Consider the following 19,178-nt stretch of genomic DNA (forward strand, 5'->3'; position numbering starts at 1 on the left):
GCACAGCAATGTTGCTATTTATTGTTCATAGGTCTTTAAGAAGGTGGCAATCCTATTAACAGCGTCTTCCAAGTCGTCTTGTCGTGGAAGGAAAACAATTCGAAAGTGCTGAGTATCAGGCATGTTAAAGCCGCTGCCTTGCACTACGAGTACTTTTTGCTGAAGAAGCAAGTCAAGCGCAAACTTCTCGTCATTTTTAATAGGGTAGACATCCGGGTCGAGACGAGGGAACAAATAAAGAGCGCCTTTGGGCTTTACGCAGGATACGCCAGGTATAGCATTTAGCATTTCCCACGCCTTGGTGCGCTGCTCGTATAAGCGACCTTCAGGAACGATCAGCTCTTTGATGCTCTGGTAACCGCCTAGTGCTGTTTGTATAGCGTGTTGAGCTGGTACATTGGCGCATAGGCGCATGTTGCTCAGCATGTCGAGCCCCTCGATGTAATCTTTGGCGCGATGCTTTGGTCCGCTAACAATCACCCAGCCTGCTCGGAAACCGGCAGCACGATAAGTTTTAGATAGGCCGTTGAAGGTTAAAAATAATACATCGTCAGCTAGAGAGGCAAGCGAGATATGTTGTGCTTCGTCGTACAGAATTTTATCGTAAATTTCATCAGCAAATATAATTAAGTTGTGTTCGCGGGCTAACTCAATAATCTGCTCTAATACTGCTTTTGGGTACACCGCACCAGTTGGGTTATTAGGGTTAATAACCACAATCCCTTTTGTATGGGGTGTGATTTTGCGGCGCATGTCTTCTATGTCCGGCGCCCAATCGGCTGATTCATCACAAACATAGTGAACAGGTGTGCCGCCCGCCAAACTGACGGCAGCCGTCCATAACGGATAGTCCGGAGCAGGGATTAGCATTTCGTCGGTATCGTTTAAAAGGCCTTGCATAGCCATCACAATAAGCTCAGATACGCCGTTCCCAATGTAGATGTCTTCAACGGTTACATTAGGGATGTTACAACGCTGCGTCTCTTGCATTATGGCTTTGCGCGCGGCAAACAAACCTTTAGAGTCGCAATAGCCTTGTGAGGCGGGAAGGTTGCGAATCACATCCTGAACGATCTCTTCTGGCGCTTCAAATCCCCATGGGGCAGGGTTGCCAATGTTAAGTTTGAGGATGCGATTACCTTCCTCTTCGAGTCGCTTGGATTCCTGAAGTACTGGACCTCGGATGTCATAACAGACATTGATTAGTTTGTTTGATTTGCGGATAACAGACATTGTGTTAGTTCCCTGAGCCCACTATTTCCATCTTTATACAGGCGGGCGAAGTAGAAATTGTAAAAAGGTTAAACATCATACGCTTTTTCGTATTTGAAAAGAACACCATAAAAACGCTAGGATCATAGACTTATGTGTGATTTCTTGGCACTAAATAAGTGCAAAAGGGGTCTATAGATTATCCGAATAAAGTCGCCTTAATGACTTTTTTCTAATTAAGGAGTCATTTTGAAATCTTACCTTTGGCTTTACGAGCATGCGTTGCATCAAAAAGGAAAGGCGCTCGACTCATTGATGCCTGATTTTCTGCCGGATGCCGAATTATCGCAAGTACCGGATAGTCTACTTTTTTCATTAATGTCTAGGCGCATTTTCAGGGCGGGCTTGAAGCACTCTGTTGTAGATGCGAAATGGCCGGCCTTTGAAAAAGCATTTTGGGGCTTTGATCCCGAAAAAGTGGCGTTGATGAGTGATGAACAATTAGAAGGGCTTATGCAGAATGATCAAATCATTCGTCATTGGGGAAAAGTAAAAGCCGCTCGTGCTAATGCTTTTTTTATCTGTGAAATGGCTGAAAAACACGGCAGCTTTGCTCAGTGGTTAGCGAACTGGCCGGTCGAAAACATTGTCGGCCTGTGGGATGTGCTCAAAAAAGAGGGCAAGCAATTAGGTGGTAATTCGGGCCCGTATTTTTTGCGAATGGCAGGTAAAGACACATTTGTACTAACAGATGATGTTGTTGGAGCATTAAAAGCGCAAGGTATCGTGGATCGCAAACCGACAGCCAAACGCGATTTACTGATTGTGCAGCAAGCGTTTAATCAATGGCATCAGGAATCAGGCCGGCCTATGTGCCATATTAGCCGCATGCTTTCTTTCACTGTTGGATAGCAGTGCGGCTATGCTGATTGCTGTGATCAAGTGCTTTAGGTAGCTGGTGTTAATGTCCCTAAAAACTCAGGAAGGCTTTCGGCGATTTGTCTGACTGGTTTTTTGCCCGGATATTCAAGCCATACCGTGCCGTCATCATTATTGACAGTCAACATGCCGTCATCGGGTTCGGTTAGCGCAAAAAATAGAGATAGCGTGCGTTTTTGTTGAGCCTTAGCCATGGCATGACCTATAAGATTGGCGCGTAAGCGTTCTAAGTCGTCCGTGTTCCACACTTGCAAGAGGGAAAGGCTTCCGTCTGGAGCCTTCAAAGCAAGAGGATCTGACCAGTAGCGCGTATATAGATCAACGATGGTTGGGTGTATGTCCACTTCCAAAGCAGCGGATAAACGTTCAAACATATCGGTTGGCTCTGTTTGTCGTGCGGGCTGCCAGCGGGTTTCACTGTCTTGTGTAGCGCTTTGGTTTACGTAGCAAGGTGATGGCCATGCAGTGTCGTAACGAACTGTTGGGAGGTTGTCTTTGTGGTGTGCAAGCCAAAGCGTCATTATGCGATCCAGTTGCTGTTGGGTATTGGAAACCGTCATGCCTACCATATCCTAAATCTTGAAATTATCGTTGTTCGTGATGCTAGGCCACTCTAACGAGCCAACGCACATACTACAAATATTAAAGTTTGTACGATTAGCAGGGTTTGGCTGTAAGCGAGGTTAAGGGTTTTGGAATGCGCAGAGAACAGCTGTTTGATTTAGCTCTATTTTTATTTTTAGTCGCTATCTGATCAAAGTTTCAGCAGCTTTGGTTATTAAATAGGAAGTTGTTAATCGATAGTTAAAAAATGCAAAATATTTAGCGCAAATGTTTGACATCGTTACGAAAGTATTTAAAATGCGCACCTCGTTCAGGGACGTGTCCCAAAACGAAAAACGGAGTGGTAGTTCAGTTGGTTAGAATACCTGCCTGTCACGCAGGGGGTCGCGGGTTCGAGTCCCGTCCATTCCGCCACTTACTAAAACAGCAATGTTCTGGTAAGCGGTAACTGAGTCAGCTAAATGCTTGTTGGTTCAGTCTAAACAAAAGGCACTTGTTAGCGGGCGTGTAGCTCAGCTGGGAGAGCGTCGCCCTTACAAGGCGAATGTCGGGAGTTCGAACCTCTCCACGCCCACCATAATGCGTTACCAAATCTTATCTATTATTTTCTCTGTATTGTTAAATAGCTTCCCTTATTGTCAATTAATGCCTATGTTCAGGTGTTTTATTTGTTTTTCAGTTGCGTGCTATGACAAATCCTACTTTTAATGTTTTGCCGAGCGAGCCGCTCGATGCTTACCGCCGTTTATATGAAGAAACCGATCTACCATTGAATGTGGAAAGATTGGAGCATGCTTTGTTTTTAAAAAAGCGGCTTAGCGTTTGTGTTGTGCGTGTTGATCAGGTGCATCCACAAATCAGTGGTAACAAGTGGTTTAAGTTAAAGTACAACTTAAAAGCTGCTATCGAGCAGGGGGCTAGCTGTATTATTAGTTTTGGCGGTGCGTATTCTAATCATTTACATGCACTGGCTTATGCTTGCCATTGTTTAGGTTTGCATTCAGTTGGAGTGGTGAGGGGGGAGCCCGTTGATAATCCCATGCTAATTGACGCGAAGGCGTGGGGGATGCGCTTGCATTTTGTCAATAGAGAAACTTACCGGCTGCGTGCAGAACCCGCTTGGCTCAATGCGCTTCCATCATTAGTAGGTGATGGTTTTATATTGCCTGAAGGTGGGAGTAGTGCGTTAGCGGTAAAGGGGGTAGGCGAGTTAATGCAGCAAATTAATACCGTTGAACCCGCTTTGGATTATGTAGTGTGCGCGTGTGGTACCGGAGGTACTTTAGCTGGCTTGGTTAGTACGGCGGCCAAAACGGTTGTGCAGGGCATTCCTGTGTTAAAAGGGGCTGGTTTTTTGCATGATGATGTTAGCGCGTTGCTATTAGCCTCAGGTCATGAGCAAACGGCATCGAAGTGGGAGTTGGATCTGTTCGGCCACTATGGTGGTTACGGAAAAATGAATGCAGAGCATATAGCGGTTATGAAACAGCTGGAGGACGATTTTTCGTTGTTCCTCGATCCGGTTTATACCGCCAAGCTGTTTAGGCGCTTTATGGAAAAGGTTGAAAATGACGACTACCCCGAGGGTTCTCGTATTGCGCTTGTACATACGGGCGGTTTGCAGGGGCGCAGATCAATCACGTAAGTGCTTGAAATCTTTTGTGAACACTAGGATCATGTGAGTAGGTAGGTATATCAAGAGAATAGGCGTATAAATGGACCACTTTCGAAATATCGGCTTGATTGGCCGCTTAGGCAGTAAGCCCGTCATCGACACCATGAGGCATCTTATACGGTTTCTTCAAGATCGTGACTTGCATGTCATTCTTGATGAGCGCATCGCTGATTTAATGCCCGGCCATGGTCAGCAAGTATGCAAGCAAAAAATGATGGGTGAAATATGTGATCTTGTTATTGTGGTGGGAGGGGACGGCAGCTTGTTGGGCGCTGCGCGTTCGTTAGCGCAATGCCATGTCCCTGTTTTAGGGGTTAACCGAGGAAACTTAGGGTTCCTAACCGATATATCACCTAATGAAATTGAAGAAAAAGTAGCCGAGGTGCTAGAAGGTAAGTACACGGTAGAGACTCGCTTTTTATTAGATATGATTGTTAAGCGCGCCGGCGAGCCTATAGGCGAGGGAACCGCGTTAAATGACTGCGTGCTTCACCCGGGTAAAGCAACGCGTATGATCCAGTTTGAGCTATACATTGAAGGTCAATTTGTTTATACGCAAAAATCAGATGGTCTGATTGTCTCAACGCCGACAGGCTCCACGGCCTATGCGTTATCGGGTGGTGGCCCAATCATGCATCCTAAGCTGGATGCGCTCGTACTTGTTCCTATGTTTCCACATACCTTATCAAGTAGACCCATTGTTGTTGACGGTAACAGCGAGCTGAAGCTGGTTATAAGTGAAGAGAACGAAACTTACCCTACCGTATCGTGTGATGGCCAAATTAGTATAAGCCTTGCGCCGGGCGATGTTATTACTATCCACAAAAAACCGCATAAACTGAAACTGTTGCACCCGCTGGATTACGACTTTTACCGAACCTGCCGTGAAAAGTTAGGTTGGGGTACTAAGTGGGGTAATTAGCATGACAGCACGCCGATATGAAGGATACGATCTAATAGGTGATGTGCATGGCTGTGGTTTGAGCCTTCGCATGCTGTTGGCTCGTTTGGGCTACAGTAAAAAGGATGGCGTGTATTGTCATCCTAAGCGCCAAGTAATCTTTATCGGCGATATTGTCGACCGTGGACCTCATATCCGAGAAGCGCTTTATATCGTGAAGGATATGGTGGATGCGGGTCATGCCCAAATTGTTATGGGCAATCATGAATATAATTTGCTGTGCTACTGTACGCCTAAGCCTGATGGTTCAGGCACTTTTCTGCGCGAACATAATCCTCGGCATCGACGTATTTTGCAGGAATCGCTGCAACAACTTGACCCTTATCCAGCGGACAAAGCGGATTTTATGGCCTGGATAAAGGCTATGCCGCTTTTTTTAGAGATGGAAACCTTTAGGGTTATCCATGCCTGCTGGCATCAAGAGCTGATTGATGAGTTCAAAGGAATGATGGGAGGGAATCAAATCGATGACGCTTTCCTATACCGATCTGCGGAACCAGACACTTTTGAGTGGGTCTTAATGGATCGCTTGTTACGCGGAACTCACCTTAAGTTGCCCAATGGCGAGGTCATGGTGAGTCGGGATGGATTTAAGCGGCGCTATTTTAGGACGAAGTTCTGGGCAAATAATCCTCAACGCTACAGTGATGTGGTATTTCAGCCTGATCCGTTACCTGAGCATGTAGCGCGAATGCCTCTTACCGATCGTAATCGCCAAGATTTATATCATTATGCATCAACCGAGAAACCTTTATTTATTGGTCATTATTGGTGTGAAGGCGACCCTCTTCCGCTCACTAACAATATCGCCTGTATTGATTACAGTGCTGTTAAATATGGCAAGCTTGTTGCCTACCGATACGATTATGAAAAAACACTCAGTGCCGATAAGTTTGTATGGGTAGATGTTCGCACCGAAGTGTTAACCAAGACCAAATAGCATTTTATTCAAGAAGAGCTAAATGATTAAAGTTTTTGATGTGCCTTTGTCTAAAGATCTCTCTGGCTTTGCTGAGTTTCTGTGGCAGAAAGAGATACCGCACCGGATTACTGAAGATGAGACTAGTCAGTCTCTTTGGGTGCCGGCTCATATTCCCACTGATCAAATTCAATATATTTATGAACAATGGGAGCAGGGCGAGGATTTGACTACTATTCGGGTGAGGAAGCCTGTTCATAAAAGGTTGAGTCCATCACAGTCTCCAATGACATTTGTTTTGTTGATAATGAGTGGGATTGTCACCTTTTTGTTTGGTTTTGGTGAAAACTATTCGGTAATGCATTGGCTGACAATCACTGATTTTCAGCTCACAGGTCGTAGTTTAATTTACACGCATTTGCTTGAGACGGTTACATCCTTTGAATGGTGGCGTTTTATTACTCCTATTTTTATGCATTTTAGTTTACAGCATATTGTTTTTAACTCGCTTTGGATTTGGGTTGTAGGTCGAAAAATAGAGCAAATTCAAGGTGCAAAGGTTTATCTGTGGGTTGTCGTTTGGGCTGCGATTACATCTAACATAGGTCAATTTTTAATTTCAGGGCCTATGTTTGGGGGGCTGTCAGGGGTTGTATATGCGGTTCTTGCTTATACATGGTTCTGGGATAAGATGTCTGATCGCCCGCTGTTTGGTTTTCCACCTGCATTGATGGTTTTTATGGTGGTATGGTTGGCGCTAGGTTATACCGGACTTTTAGAGTCGCTTGGATTCGGGTCTATTGCTAATACAGCGCATTTGGCAGGACTTGTAGCAGGTCTGCTTGCTGTTCCTTTGGTTAAAGCATTGTTTCGTGTTGCCAAGTAAACTCGTTCACAGGCGGGGCTTTAAGGAATAATAGTCCGTATTTCGAAAGCAGAACCTCGCTTATTATCTGTTAAGATAGGCGTATGTTGAGGAGTATAAAATGACTTACGAAGAGCTGATTTCAAAAATGACGCCTCAGATGCATGCGTCTTTAAAGCAAGCAATTGAGCTGGGTAAATGGCCAAATGGTCAGCGTTTAACAGATGAGCAGCAAGCTATTTGTATGCGTGCGGTTATCGCATATGACCAGACAAATTTGCCAAAAGAAGAGCATATTGGCTTTATCGACCGTACACGACAAGACGGAAAACAACACGGTTCGGATCCGCTCGAGCCTGAAATTTTAAAAATTCTTACCCACTAAGCGAGTTTTAATGCAGTTATTAGGTTCAGGTTCTGTTAGTAAAATGAAAACAACCCTAGCGGAGCCGGTCGAATACCGTTTGCCCCTGGGTGATAGCGAAGTTGCAATGAACCCGTTGCTGTCTAAAAAAATTCATATCCGCTATTTGGGTGCCATCAATTGCACGCATTGCGGTCGAAAAACTAATAAAAGCTTTAGTCAGGGGTACTGTTACCCTTGTTTTAAAAAGTTACCGCAATGCGACACCTGTATTATGAGTCCTGAAAAGTGCCACTTTCAGGAAGGCACATGTCGTGATGCTGCATGGGGTGAGGCGAACTGCTTTACACCCCACATTGTTTATTTAGCAAACTCTTCAGGAGCGAAAGTTGGTATAACGCGTGGTACTCAAGTACCTACCCGCTGGATTGACCAAGGAGCCGTACAGGCTTTGCCGATTTTTCGGGTACAAACTCGCTTACAATCTGGTTTAATCGAACGCTTGTTAGGTGAGTACGTAGCAGATAAAACCAATTGGCGTGCAATGCTTAAAGGGCAAGTAGATGAGCTTGATCTAGCGGTGGTACGGGACGAGCTAATGGCGAAATGTGCTCAAGGTATTGAAGGTTTGCTTGAGCAACATGGCGTTCAGGCGTTACAAGCCATCGATAACGGTGAGGCGATTAATATTAACTATCCCGTTATTGAATATCCGACTAAGGTAGTCACACATAATTTAGATAAAACACCGGAAGTTGAAGGGGTGCTGCTAGGCATCAAAGGGCAGTATCTCATTTTAGATACCGGTGTTATTAATATGCGTAAATACACGGCTTATCAAATTGAGCTGAGTTCAGAGTAGGGGTTAAAGTCAATGTCTCAACCGCAAGTCATCTATTTAAAGGATTATCAGGTACCAGCGTTTTTAATTGACCAAACTGATTTACGATTTGAGCTTGAAGCAACTAAAACATTAGTTAAAGCTCGCTTGACCATGAGAAAAAACCCCGAGAGCCACTCACAACAGCGTGCGTTGTTTTTGGATGGCGATAAATCATTGGTTTTGCATCGAGTTGCAATTAATGACCAGGTGTTGAGTGATAAAGATTACAGCCGCACTGATGATGGTTTAACCATACATGATGTCCCCGACAGTTTTGTTTTAGAAACAGTTACAGAAATTAATCCGCAGGAAAATACGGCGTTAGAAGGCTTGTATCGTTCGGATGGTTTCTATTGCACTCAATGTGAGGCTGAAGGCTTTCGCCGCATTACCTTCTACCTTGATCGCCCTGATGTTATGTCGGTATTCACCACCACCATTGAAGCAGATAAAACAACGTGCCCAGTCTTGCTTTCGAATGGTAACGCTATCGATAGCGGGGACTCTGAGGGTGGTCGTCACTGGGTGACGTGGGAAGATCCATTCCGTAAGCCTGCCTATTTATTTGCGCTGGTGGCTGGAGATTTATCGCATGTTGAAGATAGCTATACGACCATGAGTGGCCGTAAAGTAGCTTTACAGATTTTTGCGGATAAAAAAGATTTAAATAAGCTCGATCATGCCATGACATCGTTGAAAAATTCGATGCGTTGGGATGAAGAGGTCTATGGTCGGGAATATGATCTTGATATTTTTATGATCGTGGCTGTCGACTTCTTCAATATGGGGGCTATGGAGAATAAAGGGTTAAACATCTTTAACACCTCCTGTGTATTAGCCAGCCCGCAGACGACTACAGATCTTGGCTTTCAGCGAGTTGAAGGGGTTGTAGCGCATGAGTATTTTCATAACTGGTCGGGTAATCGAGTAACATGCCGAGACTGGTTCCAACTGAGTCTGAAGGAAGGCTTTACCGTCTTTCGTGACTCTGAGTTTAGTGCCGACTTTAACTCCCGCACCGTAAAGCGTATCGAAGACGTTTCTGTATTAAGAACGGCCCAGTTTGCAGAAGATGCTGGCCCGATGGCGCATCCTATTCGCCCATCCTCCTTTATTGAAATATCAAACTTCTACACGATGACGATCTATGAGAAAGGCGCCGAAGTTGTGCGTATGATCCATACATTGCTCGGGCCGGATTTATTCCGCAAGGGGAGTGATCTGTATTTTGATCGTCATGATGGACAAGCCGTAACAACCGATGATTTTGTTGCCGCCATGTCTGATGCATCAGGTCGTGACTTTACACAGTTCAAACGCTGGTATGAGCAGGCAGGGACACCAGAGCTAACCGTTAGTGATGAGTACGATCCCGCCGCTGGTGTTTATACGCTGATCATCCAGCAATCATGTCCGGCTACACCGGGGCAGAATGAAAAGCTACCCTTCCACTTACCGGTTGCTGTCGGCCTGATTGATGATCAAGGTGCAGATCTGCCCTTAACGAATGGTCAGACAACTCAGGTTTTAGAGTTAACAGAAGCAGAGCAGCTTTTTGAGTTTACAGGTATTCATGGCGATAAGCCGGTGCCTTCCTTGTTGCGCGGTTTTTCGGCGCCGGTGAAGCTGCGTTACCCTTATTCTAGGGATGAACTAGTTTTCTTAATGCAGCACGATAGTGATGGCTTCAACCGCTGGGAAGCATCTCAAAAGCTGGGTGTTGATGTGCTGCAGTCGCTTACCGCGGCTTATCAACAGGGCGAGCCACTGGCATTTGATGCACGATTGAGCGAGGCCTACAGAAGCGTGCTGCTGGATGAAACGCTTGACCCTGCTATGGTGGCTAAAATTTTGACGTTGCCTAGCGAAGCATATTTGTCCGAATTAGTGGATGAAATTGATGTCGATGCGATTCATGCCGCAAGAACTTTCGCGCGCCAACATATTGCCAATGCGCTTGAAGCTGAGTTCATCGCTGCTTACGAGCGTTGCAGCTCCAGCGAGCCCTATTCACCAGACGCTGATAGCATTGCAAAGCGAGCGTTGCGTAATTTGAGCCTTGCTTACTTGGTAGAAACTGAGAAGCCGCAGCACTTATCGTTAGCGCGTACGCAGTTTGATAATGCCGATAACATGACTGACAGCCAGGCAGCTCTAGGCTTGTTAGTGCATTCAAATGATGAAATGGCCGCTAGCGAGGTGCTTGCGATATTTTATGAACGCTGGTCAGAAGAGTCGTTAGTTGTTAATCAGTGGTTGTCTGTGCAAGCGAGTGACCCAAAATTGGGGACGCTCAATAAAGTGCTTGCGCTAATGGATCACCCAGCATTTACGATGCGCAACCCTAATAAAGTTAGGGCGCTTATTTCGGCTTTCGCTATGCAAAACCCAGTTAACTTCCACCAGCTGGATGGATCGGGGTATGCTTTCTTGGCTGACCGTATTATTGAGCTTAATGCACTTAACCCGCAAATAGCTTCGCGGCTTGTAACACCGTTAACACGCTGGAAGCGATACAGTGAGCAGCGTCAGGCGCTAATGAAGAATGAGTTGCAACGCATCATGGACAGCGGTAGCTTGTCGACTGATGTCTATGAAGTTGTTAGTAAAAGTTTGGTTTGATGAGCGCTAGCTTGTGCTACTCTCATACTTGGGATTAATCGTTAAATACTAAAGGTGTAGTAATGGATCGCAAATTATCGTCTAACGATAAATTTAACCTACAGCAAAACTTTCGTCGTTATTTGAAATTTCAAGATCAATACGAGGAAGCAAACGAGGCGGCAAAAACCGCGCGTGCCAGCCGTGTTTGGATCGCGGCTCTCATAGCTCTGCTATTTGCATTGGCGTCAGATTTTTTCATGGGTGCCTCGGCCGCATTGTTTGGTCTTTACTTTTATCGTGTGATGAGTGCATCCATGAAAGTTGGTAGTGCACAAGAAGGGCGTGAAGACACCGAGCGTTGGTTTGCTTCTAAAGGTCTACGTTTTGAAGGTCGTGTATTGTACTTTCGCGATGACCAAATGTTAGATACACCGTTAGATCCATTTGATGACGCATTATATCAATAAGCCGATCTCTTCTGATGTATGTGGGTAACTAAATCATGCCCGTTAAGCGAGAGTATCAAACGCTGACAAAGCGGACACGTATGATGCTGGACGCTCCCGAAAATACCAATGTAGATTTCAAACGTGAAGCTACCGGTATTAAAAGTAGTGATCTGGTGGCCTTTGCAAATTCCCCTACAGGTGGGACTTTGCTAATTGGGGTCGACGAATATACATCAGAAGATGGATTGCAACGTGGCAAAATCGTTGGTTGTGACGTAGATGATAATGCCAGGTTAATGATGATCAACAAGGCAACTGATTGTTACCCAAATGTTGAGATTCAAATATTTATTGAAAACTTAAATGGCCCTCCGCTTATGCGTGTCGAGGTGCCTAGTGGTCATATGCGGCCTTATTGTTCATCTCGTGGCGAGTACACCGTGCGAACCGAGGGGCGCAATCGTGCACTCTATCCAGAAGAGTTATTGCTTATCTTTATGGATAGAGAAGGCGATAAATTTTTGACACGCTTTAAAACCGCGGTGTCTCAATTAGAGGATAAGGTCGGCCATATCAACCAATCGTTAAGTCACGATATGGGTACCGTTGCTCAGCATATACACGACCTTGATAGCCAGCTACAAAAGACGTTAGGTCATGTTGGACGGCTGACTGACAGCTCCAAAAAACGCTCGCGCAATTTATTGCAGACGCTTAAAGATAGTCACGATTCAATAGAAAAGCTGGAGCAGCATCTATTAGCGGAACGTCATTTAGTGGCCGACAATTACCAAAGAGACCAACAGAAGCGTTTGGCGAGCCTAGAAAGTAAGCTAGATGTCTTGTTGGATCGATTAGAGGTACCGTTGCGTGATTGAGTTGTTTAAGGCTAGTCGTCACTGGGTATTTGATTTAGATGGCACGCTCACTAAAGCGGTTCACGATTTCGACCATATTAGGCGAGAGCTTGATATCCCGCCAGCAGAAGATATTTTAACGCATATTCATCGATTAACAGCCGATGAAAAACATCAAAAAACAGAACGTTTGAATGAGTTAGAGCACTTCTATGCTCAACAAGCACAGCCTGCAGAAGGTGTTGAATTGCTGATTCGACATTTGCACAAACGATCGTGTCACCTGGCTATTTTAACGCGCAATACTCGGCCTTTTGCATTGATGTCTTTAGAATCAATCGGGCTGCTATCTTTTTTTGATGAGGCGTGTGTTTTAGGTCGTGATGAAGCTCCTCCAAAACCAGACCCAGCAGGTATTCATTGTATTAAAGAGCACTGGGGAGTTAACGCTGACTCTCATACGCCGGTTGTAATGGTGGGAGACTATCGCTTTGATTTAGCGGCGGGTAAAAGTGCGCAATGTCTAACGATACATGTACATGAGGATGATCAGCTACAGTGGCCTGACTTGACAGATTATCGGGCTAAAACGTTGGTTGATATACATGACTATTTACGCCAGTGAATAGTGAGTTGCTAACCGTTCACTGATTGATCGATTGATTCGTTTTCGCGCCGCACTGCCTTCAACGCGTGGCTATAGACTCTGTTGCGACCGCTTCTTTTCGCTTCATATAATGCGAAGTCTGCTTGTTTAAGTAATAACTCAGATTGGTACCGCAGCGCTTTATCATCACGCTTCTCAATGACCAGCGCCGGAGCAAAGGTGGATGTGCCAATTGACGCCGTGAGACGGAAGGGAGAGCCTTCTATATCTCTTATAATAAGAGCTTCAACGGCTTGTCTTAGGTTTTCGGCAACGCAGACTGCTTCTTTTTCAGAACATGATGGCAGGAGTACGGCAAACTCCTCTCCACCATAGCGAGAGATTAGGTCGGTTTTGCGGAATTGCTCTTTCAGCAAGTTTCCTAACGTACGCAAGGCTCTGTCACCTGTTTGATGCCCATAGTTGTCATTGATGGTTTTAAAATGATCTATATCGACGAATAGGCAGCTTAGTTGTTCTTGTGTGCGATGCGCACGATTGATTTCACGTGCTATGTCATGACTAAAAGCGCGGCGGTTGTGGACACCGGTCAAAGGATCAATAGTGCTCAGGCGCTGTAGGCTTTCTTGGTTAATGCAGTTCTCTATACAAACCGAAATAACCGAGCACAGGTGCGATAAGTAGTCATACCGATAGTCAATACTGTAGCGGTCAGAATCTTGTGCGCCTAAATGTAAACTGCCTATTAAACAATCCTGACGAATCAAAGGTAACATGGCGGCACTAAGAACAAACGGATTGTCAGGGAAGAGTAGCTTCCTCAACCCCGTACTTAATTCGCCAGCTTGTAGTTCACTATTGGGGTAAAGCTCGTTAAGTTCGTCTGGGCGCTTAAATAAAGTCAGTGCTTTGGAATGAGCGGCGGGAATACCGATTAGTAAATCTTTGGCTAGTTCGTCGGGATCAAAAAGATAGAGTGTGACAGCGGATAGTTTAAAAGTGTGTTTAAAATCGGTCAGTAGTAGTGCAATGAGGTCTGATAACTTATTGCAAGCAAGTAACTTGAGCTCAACATCAAAGAAGCGCTTGAGAATAGTCTCATTATGCTCGATACGACGGACTGTCATGCGAATAGTTCGCTGCAGCTCTTCGTTTTGTTTCTGAAGCGTCTTTCTTTCCATTACACTCGTTCGTTTACGGTCATGTGGATGACTTTATTATCGGCTCACGCATAAATAGCTTAAGTGCTATATGGCTAAGCTGTCTCTTTATGTAGACTTAATTTTTAAGTGTGTTTCACCCTGGCTCCCTAAAACGTTGAACAGTATCTTATCAAGGCTAGGTTTCAATTAAATAGGTCGTTAGGTTGATGCGTGTGCCAGTAAAGTATACACCTTCTTCTTGTAGTCGAGCTTTTTGCGTTAGGTAGCGAGGGGAAGCTACCTCAAATGATAACTTTCCTTGTGCATTAATAACCCGATGCCATGGAAGTGTGGAGTCTTCGGGGAGTTTAGATAGTATACGCCCGACCGCGCGGGCTCGTTTGGGGTGCCCCGCTAGTTTTGCAATACTGCCGTAAGTCGCAACTTTTCCGGGAGGAATACTACCAACTGCTGTCCAAACCGCTGTGTCAAAATCAATCATCACTGATGCATCCTGCTGATACTCACGTATTTTATAAACCCATGGTAAAGCATCTTTATTGAAAATGACTATTGCGCGGTGTGGTTGGTGTATTTTTATCGGTATTATTCGGTTTCACTACAACGTTTATGATTAAGTATAGGGGAATGGTGCATGTTATTAGATTTTTCGACGCTGAGTAAAAGTGCGGTCTACCACACATTAACACAGGTCGTCATTCCTCGGCCTGTGGCTTGGGTGTTGTCTGAGCATGAAAATGGAGAATTAAATTTAGCCCCGTTTTCTTATTTCGCGCCTGTGTGCAGTGAGCCACCGTTAATTATGATCTCTGTAGGGTATAAACCTGACGGTACACCGAAGGATACATGTGTCAACATCCAAGAGCGCGGACATTTTGTCGTTCATATTGCGAGTTCAGACCTAGCTGGTGTGATGACGCAAACATCGGCTGTTTTGCCGGCGGGTGAGTCGGAAGTATCAAAAAGTGGCCTTGAAACCACTGACTTTGAAGGCTTTAGTTTGCCACGAGTGCTTGGTCCTAGCGTCGCTATGGCTTGCACGTGTTATAAGATCGACACAATTGGGCCCGGTAATCAGAATTTGATTTTTGGACAAGTAGAGCGTGTTTGGGTTGATGATCAGGTTGTTGAAGTCAGCGATTCAGGGCGCATCAATATTGGCGCAAAAGCTATTGACCCGCTGGGCCGCATGGGAGGAGGAGAGTACAGTACTCTGGGGGAGGTTATCGATATTCCTCGTCCTAAGTAATAAGTCCTTTGCTCTTCTGAGCAGCTTTACCCGGGCTGCTCATCGGCTTTAAAAGGAAGTAGGGTTGCTAAGTCAGACATTCGTTCCTCCATGAGTTCAGCTTCCTCCATTGTAAATCTGTGTACTGCTTCCTTAAAGCCTGGGTGAGCAATGTAATGAGCAGACCATGTTTTGATAGGCTCAAAACCTCGCTGTATTTTATGTTCTCCTTGGGCGCCCGGGTCAAACCGCTGCAAGCCATGTTCAATACAATAGTCGATACCCGTGTAATAGCAGGTTTCAAAATGTAAGCTGTCAAAGTTGTCCAAACTACCCCAGTAGCGCCCATACAGCGTATGGCTGTCTTTAAAACACAGGGCGCACGCCACGTGTTGTTGATCAAGCGACGCGATAAACAATACGAGGCTCTCGGGCATGGAGTTGATGATTTTTTCAAAGAACTCAAGGTTGAGATAACCTTGTTGCCCGCGCTTAAGGTAAGTGAGTTGGTAGCAGTGGAAGAAGGTGCGTAAAAGCTCAGGGGTAATTGCTTCGCCTTCGTATGTACTTAGGCGGATCCCTTGTTCGGTTACTTTGCGGCGCTCGCGCTTAACGTTTTTTCGTTTGCGAGAGCTAAATGTCGCTAAAAAGTCATCAAACGTCTTAAAATCACGATTAAACCAATGATACTGAGTGCCTAAACGACTAATAAAAGTATCGGTGGGCAGTGCTGTGTGGCTTGCTTGCGTAAAGAAAAGTCCATGCCACGACGATAAACCCTGCTCGTTACAAATGTGAGGAATAATCTCGCTAAGCAGAGGCCCCGCCAGCCCCATGAGTGTCTCGGTAGCAAGTTGGCTTAGTATGCGAGGGCCTGTTACCGGTGAAAATGGGATGGCTGTTAATAGCTTTGGATAATAATCGATTCCGTTTTGATGATAGGCATCAGCCCAGCCCCAGTCAAAAACATACTCTCCGTAAGAGTGGCTTTTCTGGTACATGGGCATCACCGCGATACGTTGATCACCATCAAAGATGCTTAAATGCATAGGAAGCCAGCCGGTTTTGGCTGATACCACGCCGCTACTCTCAAGAGCGGCTAAAAAAGCATAACGGGTAAACGGGTGATCATCACCGGCAAGCGCATCCCATTGTGCCTCTCCGATTGATGCTATGTTGTGCGATAATTCAACTCGGTAACTCATGGCTTGGTGGTATAATCTCGTAAAATATAATTAATACAGATAGTTAGTCGTGTAAGTTGATGAGAGTTAACGCATCTAATAAACGATTAGTGACTGATGTAATATGTTCTTTAGCCTACTTAGTTTGCTCGCCCGTACGGTATATCTAAGTATTGTGTCTCAGTAATATACTGATGGAGATCTAAAATGGATTCCCTTGAACTTGATTTTTCGCTCGATGCTCGTCTAGACAATGATTGTATTACGTTGGGTGATTTCCCTTTATGTCGTCTATTGCTGATGAACGATAGCCAGTATCCATGGTTAATTTTAGTGCCACGTCGTGCCGGAGCAACTGAGATCTATCATCTGTCAAAAGAAGATCAGCAGCAACTGATGATTGAATCTTCTGAGGTGTCGGAAACACTGGCGGACGCTTTCGGTGCACGAAAAATTAATATGGGTATGTTGGGCAACATTGTATCGCAATTGCACGTTCATCATATTGTACGCCAAGAGTCTGATCCGGCTTGGCCGGGACCTGTATGGGGCAAGGTGCCTGCTATTCCTTATACAGCGGAGCAGCTAGAAGAGGTAGGCGAGAAAGTTAAGTCTATGCTAAGCGGGGAAGTTGCTTTCACAACCCCGTAAAATTAGGTTGTGCAGCCGCTGTATCGTTAGTGTAATTCAGGTATAATTCGCGGCTTTATTGAGCCTCGATTTCATAGATGCTCTGCTTATTACCGCAATTGCATGTTTTTGGTGTCGTTAGCAGAGTATCCGGTACAGAAGAATAGGAACCATTGATTATGCGCAGCCATTATTGCGGCGACCTGAGAAAAGAACACATTGGTGAAGAAATTACCCTATCTGGGTGGGTTCACCGTCGTCGAGACCACGGTGGAGTTATCTTCCTAGACGTACGCGATCGTCAGGGGATTGCTCAGGTGGTATTTGATCCCGATCGTGAAGAAAGCTTTGCTCTGGCTGATAGTGTTCGTAATGAATATGTTATCGAAATTAAAGGTTTGGTGCGTAATCGCCCAGAAGGTACAACTAATTCGGATATGCCAACAGGCGAGATCGAAGTGCTGGGCAAAGAATTAGTGATCCTGAATAAAGCAGAAACTCCGCCTTTCCAACTGGATGACCACCAGAATGTCAGTGAAGATGTTCGCTTGCGTAACCGCTTTATCGATTTGCGTCGCCCGGATATGCAAAACAAACTGCGTTTCCGCTCAAAAGTTACGTCTGAAATACGTCGCTTTTTGGACGATAATGGTTTCCTAGATATCGAAACACCTATCCTGACCCGCGCTACTCCAGAGGGTGCTCGCGATTACTTAGTACCTAGCCGTACGCATGAAGGGCATTTCTTTGCTTTGCCTCAGTCGCCTCAATTGTTTAAGCAATTGCTGATGGTGTCAGGGTTTGATCGCTACTATCAAGTGGCTAAATGCTTCCGTGATGAAGATCTGCGTGCTGACCGTCAGCCAGAATTTACTCAGATCGATATTGAAACATCCTTCATGGATGAAGAGCAGATCATGGGCATGACCGAATCAATGATTCGTAAACTGTTCAGTGAGCTTAAAGGCGTCGATCTAGGTGAGTTTCCACGGATGAGCTATGAAGAGGCAATGCGCCGCTTCGGTTCTGATAAGCCAGATTTGCGTATCCCGCTTGAATTAGTTGATGTAGCAGACTTGCTACAGAATATAGAATTTAAAGTGTTTGCTGGACCGGCTAAAGATCCAAACGGTCGAGTGACGGCGCTAAAAGTACCCGGTGGTGCTTCCCTCACGCGTAAAATCATCGATGAATACACTAAATACGTGAGTATCTACGGAGCGAAAGGCTTGGCGTGGATTAAAGTTAACGAGCTTGAAAACGGCGCGAATGGCCTGCAATCACCTATCGTTAAGTTCTTAGGTGATGACATTGCAATGCAAGTTGTTGAGCGCGTTGGTGCCCAAAATGGTGATATCATTTTCTTTGGTGCCGATTCTGCGAAGATCGTCAGCGAAGCATTAGGTGCGCTACGTATCAAAGTGGGCATCGACATGAACTTGCTTGAAAAAGAGTGGGCTCCATTGTGGGTTGTTGATTTCCCAATGTTTGAAACTAACAAAGATGGTTCCGTTTCAGCATTACACCACCCATTTACTGCACCAAGCTGTTCACCAGAAGAGCTAGAAGCTAATCCGTTAACTGCATTATCACGAGCATACGACATGGTGCTCAACGGTACTGAGTTAGGGGGTGGTTCTGTGCGTATCCATGATCAAGAGATGCAGAAGACCGTTTTCCGTGTATTGGGCATTACTGACGAAGAAGCGGAAGAGAAGTTTGGCTTCTTACTCAACGCTCTTAAATACGGTGCGCCTCCACATGGTGGTTTAGCATTTGGTTTAGACCGTTTGATTATGTTGATGACAGGCACTGAATCAATCCGCGAAGTAATTGCGTTCCCTAAAACGCAATCAGCGGCTTGTTTGTTGACTGATGCTCCAGGAGTAGTAGGCAATACTCAGTTGCGTGAGTTGAATATCAAGTTACGTAAAAAAGACGAAGTTTAAATTTCCCTTAAGCTTTAGACTAAACCCGCTTTATAGCTTGTGCGCAGCATAACCTGTGAAGTGGGTTCCTTTCCCTTTATGTACTATCTATTGTAAACGTACAGTTACTCGATAAAACTAAGTTA

General features: G+C 45.2%; 19 protein-coding genes and 2 tRNA genes. 16 read left to right on the forward strand and 5 right to left on the reverse strand.

Translation table 11 applies throughout. The annotated features are described in order from the left end of the window. Positions 1 to 18: 18 nt before the first annotated feature. Complete coding sequence (locus BS617_RS05705; protein ID WP_075171909.1) at positions 19 to 1,233, reverse strand: pyridoxal phosphate-dependent aminotransferase; 1,215 nt, start codon at positions 1,231 to 1,233, stop codon at positions 19 to 21. A gap of 228 nt (positions 1,234 to 1,461) precedes the next feature. Between BS617_RS05705 and BS617_RS05710 the strand changes: the two genes are divergently transcribed. Further along, positions 1,462 to 2,124 carry a DNA-3-methyladenine glycosylase I gene (locus BS617_RS05710; RefSeq protein WP_075171910.1) on the forward strand — a complete coding sequence of 221 codons (663 nt, stop codon included), beginning with the start codon at positions 1,462 to 1,464 and terminating at the stop codon, positions 2,122 to 2,124. 35 nt (positions 2,125 to 2,159) lie between these two features. Here BS617_RS05710 and syd read toward each other — a convergent pair whose 3' ends face one another. Next, on the reverse strand, positions 2,160 to 2,711 hold the full coding sequence (syd, locus tag BS617_RS05715) for a SecY-interacting protein (RefSeq protein ID WP_170870322.1): 552 nt from the start codon (positions 2,709 to 2,711) through the stop codon (positions 2,160 to 2,162). A gap of 341 nt (positions 2,712 to 3,052) precedes the next feature. Between syd and BS617_RS05720 the strand changes: the two genes are divergently transcribed. The 12 genes from BS617_RS05720 to BS617_RS05775 all read left to right on the forward strand — a co-directional run bounded on the left by BS617_RS05720 (position 3,053) and on the right by BS617_RS05775 (position 12,917). Beyond that, a tRNA-Asp gene (locus BS617_RS05720) sits at positions 3,053 to 3,129 on the forward strand. Positions 3,130 to 3,216: 87 nt separating this feature from the next. Further along, a tRNA-Val gene (locus tag BS617_RS05725) sits at positions 3,217 to 3,292 on the forward strand. A gap of 111 nt (positions 3,293 to 3,403) precedes the next feature. After that, positions 3,404 to 4,360, forward strand: a complete 957-nt coding sequence (locus tag BS617_RS05730) for a 1-aminocyclopropane-1-carboxylate deaminase/D-cysteine desulfhydrase (RefSeq protein WP_083609944.1) — start codon at positions 3,404 to 3,406, stop codon at positions 4,358 to 4,360. Between the two features lie 70 nt (positions 4,361 to 4,430). After that, positions 4,431 to 5,312, forward strand: a complete 882-nt coding sequence (locus tag BS617_RS05735) for an NAD(+) kinase (RefSeq protein ID WP_075171912.1) — start codon at positions 4,431 to 4,433, stop codon at positions 5,310 to 5,312. Position 5,313: 1 nt separating this feature from the next. Continuing rightward, a complete protein-coding gene (locus tag BS617_RS05740) occupies positions 5,314 to 6,291 on the forward strand; it encodes a metallophosphoesterase (RefSeq protein ID WP_075171913.1) in 978 nt (325 codons plus the stop codon). A 22-nt stretch (positions 6,292 to 6,313) separates the two neighbouring features. Further along, complete coding sequence (locus BS617_RS05745; protein ID WP_075171914.1) at positions 6,314 to 7,156, forward strand: rhomboid family intramembrane serine protease; 843 nt, start codon at positions 6,314 to 6,316, stop codon at positions 7,154 to 7,156. Positions 7,157 to 7,256: 100 nt separating this feature from the next. Then, positions 7,257 to 7,520: a YeaC family protein gene (locus BS617_RS05750; RefSeq protein WP_075171915.1), complete on the forward strand. Its 264-nt coding sequence runs from the start codon at positions 7,257 to 7,259 to the stop codon at positions 7,518 to 7,520. 10 nt (positions 7,521 to 7,530) lie between these two features. Then, entirely contained in the window at positions 7,531 to 8,361 is an 831-nt protein-coding gene (locus BS617_RS05755) for a DUF2797 domain-containing protein (protein ID WP_075171916.1), read from the forward strand. 12 nt (positions 8,362 to 8,373) lie between these two features. Then, positions 8,374 to 11,004 carry an aminopeptidase N gene (gene pepN, locus BS617_RS05760; RefSeq protein WP_075171917.1) on the forward strand — a complete coding sequence of 877 codons (2,631 nt, stop codon included), beginning with the start codon at positions 8,374 to 8,376 and terminating at the stop codon, positions 11,002 to 11,004. Between the two features lie 62 nt (positions 11,005 to 11,066). Beyond that, on the forward strand, positions 11,067 to 11,453 hold the full coding sequence (locus BS617_RS05765) for a hypothetical protein (RefSeq protein WP_075171918.1): 387 nt from the start codon (positions 11,067 to 11,069) through the stop codon (positions 11,451 to 11,453). Positions 11,454 to 11,488: 35 nt separating this feature from the next. Next, positions 11,489 to 12,313 carry an AlbA family DNA-binding domain-containing protein gene (locus BS617_RS05770; protein ID WP_075171919.1) on the forward strand — a complete coding sequence of 275 codons (825 nt, stop codon included), beginning with the start codon at positions 11,489 to 11,491 and terminating at the stop codon, positions 12,311 to 12,313. Next, positions 12,306 to 12,917, forward strand: a complete 612-nt coding sequence (locus BS617_RS05775; RefSeq protein ID WP_212667408.1) for an HAD family hydrolase — start codon at positions 12,306 to 12,308, stop codon at positions 12,915 to 12,917. Before BS617_RS05770 ends, BS617_RS05775 begins: the two co-directional genes overlap by 8 nt. A gap of 11 nt (positions 12,918 to 12,928) precedes the next feature. Here BS617_RS05775 and BS617_RS05780 read toward each other — a convergent pair whose 3' ends face one another. Together BS617_RS05780 and BS617_RS05785 are read right to left on the reverse strand one after the other, a co-directional pair. Beyond that, positions 12,929 to 14,080 carry a GGDEF domain-containing protein gene (locus BS617_RS05780; RefSeq protein WP_075171920.1) on the reverse strand — a complete coding sequence of 384 codons (1,152 nt, stop codon included), beginning with the start codon at positions 14,078 to 14,080 and terminating at the stop codon, positions 12,929 to 12,931. Positions 14,081 to 14,237: 157 nt separating this feature from the next. After that, positions 14,238 to 14,543 (reverse strand): MGMT family protein, encoded by a 306-nt coding sequence (locus BS617_RS05785; protein ID WP_170870323.1) that lies wholly within the window; start codon positions 14,541 to 14,543, stop codon positions 14,238 to 14,240. Between the two features lie 153 nt (positions 14,544 to 14,696). Between BS617_RS05785 and BS617_RS05790 the strand changes: the two genes are divergently transcribed. Then, positions 14,697 to 15,311, forward strand: a complete 615-nt coding sequence (locus tag BS617_RS05790) for a flavin reductase family protein (RefSeq protein WP_075171922.1) — start codon at positions 14,697 to 14,699, stop codon at positions 15,309 to 15,311. A gap of 26 nt (positions 15,312 to 15,337) precedes the next feature. Here BS617_RS05790 and BS617_RS05795 read toward each other — a convergent pair whose 3' ends face one another. Further along, positions 15,338 to 16,495 (reverse strand): GNAT family N-acetyltransferase, encoded by a 1,158-nt coding sequence (locus BS617_RS05795; protein WP_075171923.1) that lies wholly within the window; start codon positions 16,493 to 16,495, stop codon positions 15,338 to 15,340. 186 nt (positions 16,496 to 16,681) lie between these two features. Here BS617_RS05795 and BS617_RS05800 point away from each other — a divergent pair, with 186 nt between their 5' ends. Both BS617_RS05800 and aspS read left to right on the forward strand, forming a co-directional pair. Beyond that, positions 16,682 to 17,125: an HIT domain-containing protein gene (locus BS617_RS05800; protein WP_075171924.1), complete on the forward strand. Its 444-nt coding sequence runs from the start codon at positions 16,682 to 16,684 to the stop codon at positions 17,123 to 17,125. 158 nt (positions 17,126 to 17,283) lie between these two features. Further along, on the forward strand, positions 17,284 to 19,053 hold the full coding sequence (gene aspS / locus BS617_RS05805) for an aspartate--tRNA ligase (RefSeq protein WP_075171925.1): 1,770 nt from the start codon (positions 17,284 to 17,286) through the stop codon (positions 19,051 to 19,053). Positions 19,054 to 19,178: the final 125 nt, after the last annotated feature.

The sequence above is a fragment of the Neptunomonas phycophila genome (genome assembly GCF_001922575.1).
In the GTDB taxonomy this organism is placed as follows: domain Bacteria; phylum Pseudomonadota; class Gammaproteobacteria; order Pseudomonadales; family Balneatricaceae; genus Neptunomonas; species Neptunomonas phycophila.

What these genes read in the sequence shown, in the direction of transcription:
- BS617_RS05800 (WP_075171924.1), top strand. Translation starts at nt 16,682, where the DNA reads ATGGATTCCCTTGAACTTGATTTTTCGCTCGATGCTCGTCTAGACAAT.
- BS617_RS05750 (WP_075171915.1), top strand. Translation starts at nt 7,257, where the DNA reads ATGACTTACGAAGAGCTGATTTCAAAAATGACGCCTCAGATGCATGCG.
- BS617_RS05785 (WP_170870323.1), bottom strand. Translation starts at nt 14,543, where the DNA reads ATGATTGATTTTGACACAGCGGTTTGGACAGCAGTTGGTAGTATTCCT.
- BS617_RS05770 (WP_075171919.1), top strand. Translation starts at nt 11,489, where the DNA reads ATGCCCGTTAAGCGAGAGTATCAAACGCTGACAAAGCGGACACGTATG.
- BS617_RS05730 (WP_083609944.1), top strand. Translation starts at nt 3,404, where the DNA reads ATGACAAATCCTACTTTTAATGTTTTGCCGAGCGAGCCGCTCGATGCT.
- syd (WP_170870322.1), bottom strand. Translation starts at nt 2,711, where the DNA reads ATGACGGTTTCCAATACCCAACAGCAACTGGATCGCATAATGACGCTT.
- BS617_RS05790 (WP_075171922.1), top strand. Translation starts at nt 14,697, where the DNA reads ATGTTATTAGATTTTTCGACGCTGAGTAAAAGTGCGGTCTACCACACA.
- BS617_RS05765 (WP_075171918.1), top strand. Translation starts at nt 11,067, where the DNA reads ATGGATCGCAAATTATCGTCTAACGATAAATTTAACCTACAGCAAAAC.
- BS617_RS05735 (WP_075171912.1), top strand. Translation starts at nt 4,431, where the DNA reads ATGGACCACTTTCGAAATATCGGCTTGATTGGCCGCTTAGGCAGTAAG.
- BS617_RS05745 (WP_075171914.1), top strand. Translation starts at nt 6,314, where the DNA reads ATGATTAAAGTTTTTGATGTGCCTTTGTCTAAAGATCTCTCTGGCTTT.
- pepN (WP_075171917.1), top strand. Translation starts at nt 8,374, where the DNA reads ATGTCTCAACCGCAAGTCATCTATTTAAAGGATTATCAGGTACCAGCG.
- BS617_RS05705 (WP_075171909.1), bottom strand. Translation starts at nt 1,233, where the DNA reads ATGTCTGTTATCCGCAAATCAAACAAACTAATCAATGTCTGTTATGAC.
- BS617_RS05755 (WP_075171916.1), top strand. Translation starts at nt 7,531, where the DNA reads ATGCAGTTATTAGGTTCAGGTTCTGTTAGTAAAATGAAAACAACCCTA.
- BS617_RS05780 (WP_075171920.1), bottom strand. Translation starts at nt 14,080, where the DNA reads ATGGAAAGAAAGACGCTTCAGAAACAAAACGAAGAGCTGCAGCGAACT.
- aspS (WP_075171925.1), top strand. Translation starts at nt 17,284, where the DNA reads ATGCGCAGCCATTATTGCGGCGACCTGAGAAAAGAACACATTGGTGAA.
- BS617_RS05740 (WP_075171913.1), top strand. Translation starts at nt 5,314, where the DNA reads ATGACAGCACGCCGATATGAAGGATACGATCTAATAGGTGATGTGCAT.
- BS617_RS05795 (WP_075171923.1), bottom strand. Translation starts at nt 16,495, where the DNA reads ATGAGTTACCGAGTTGAATTATCGCACAACATAGCATCAATCGGAGAG.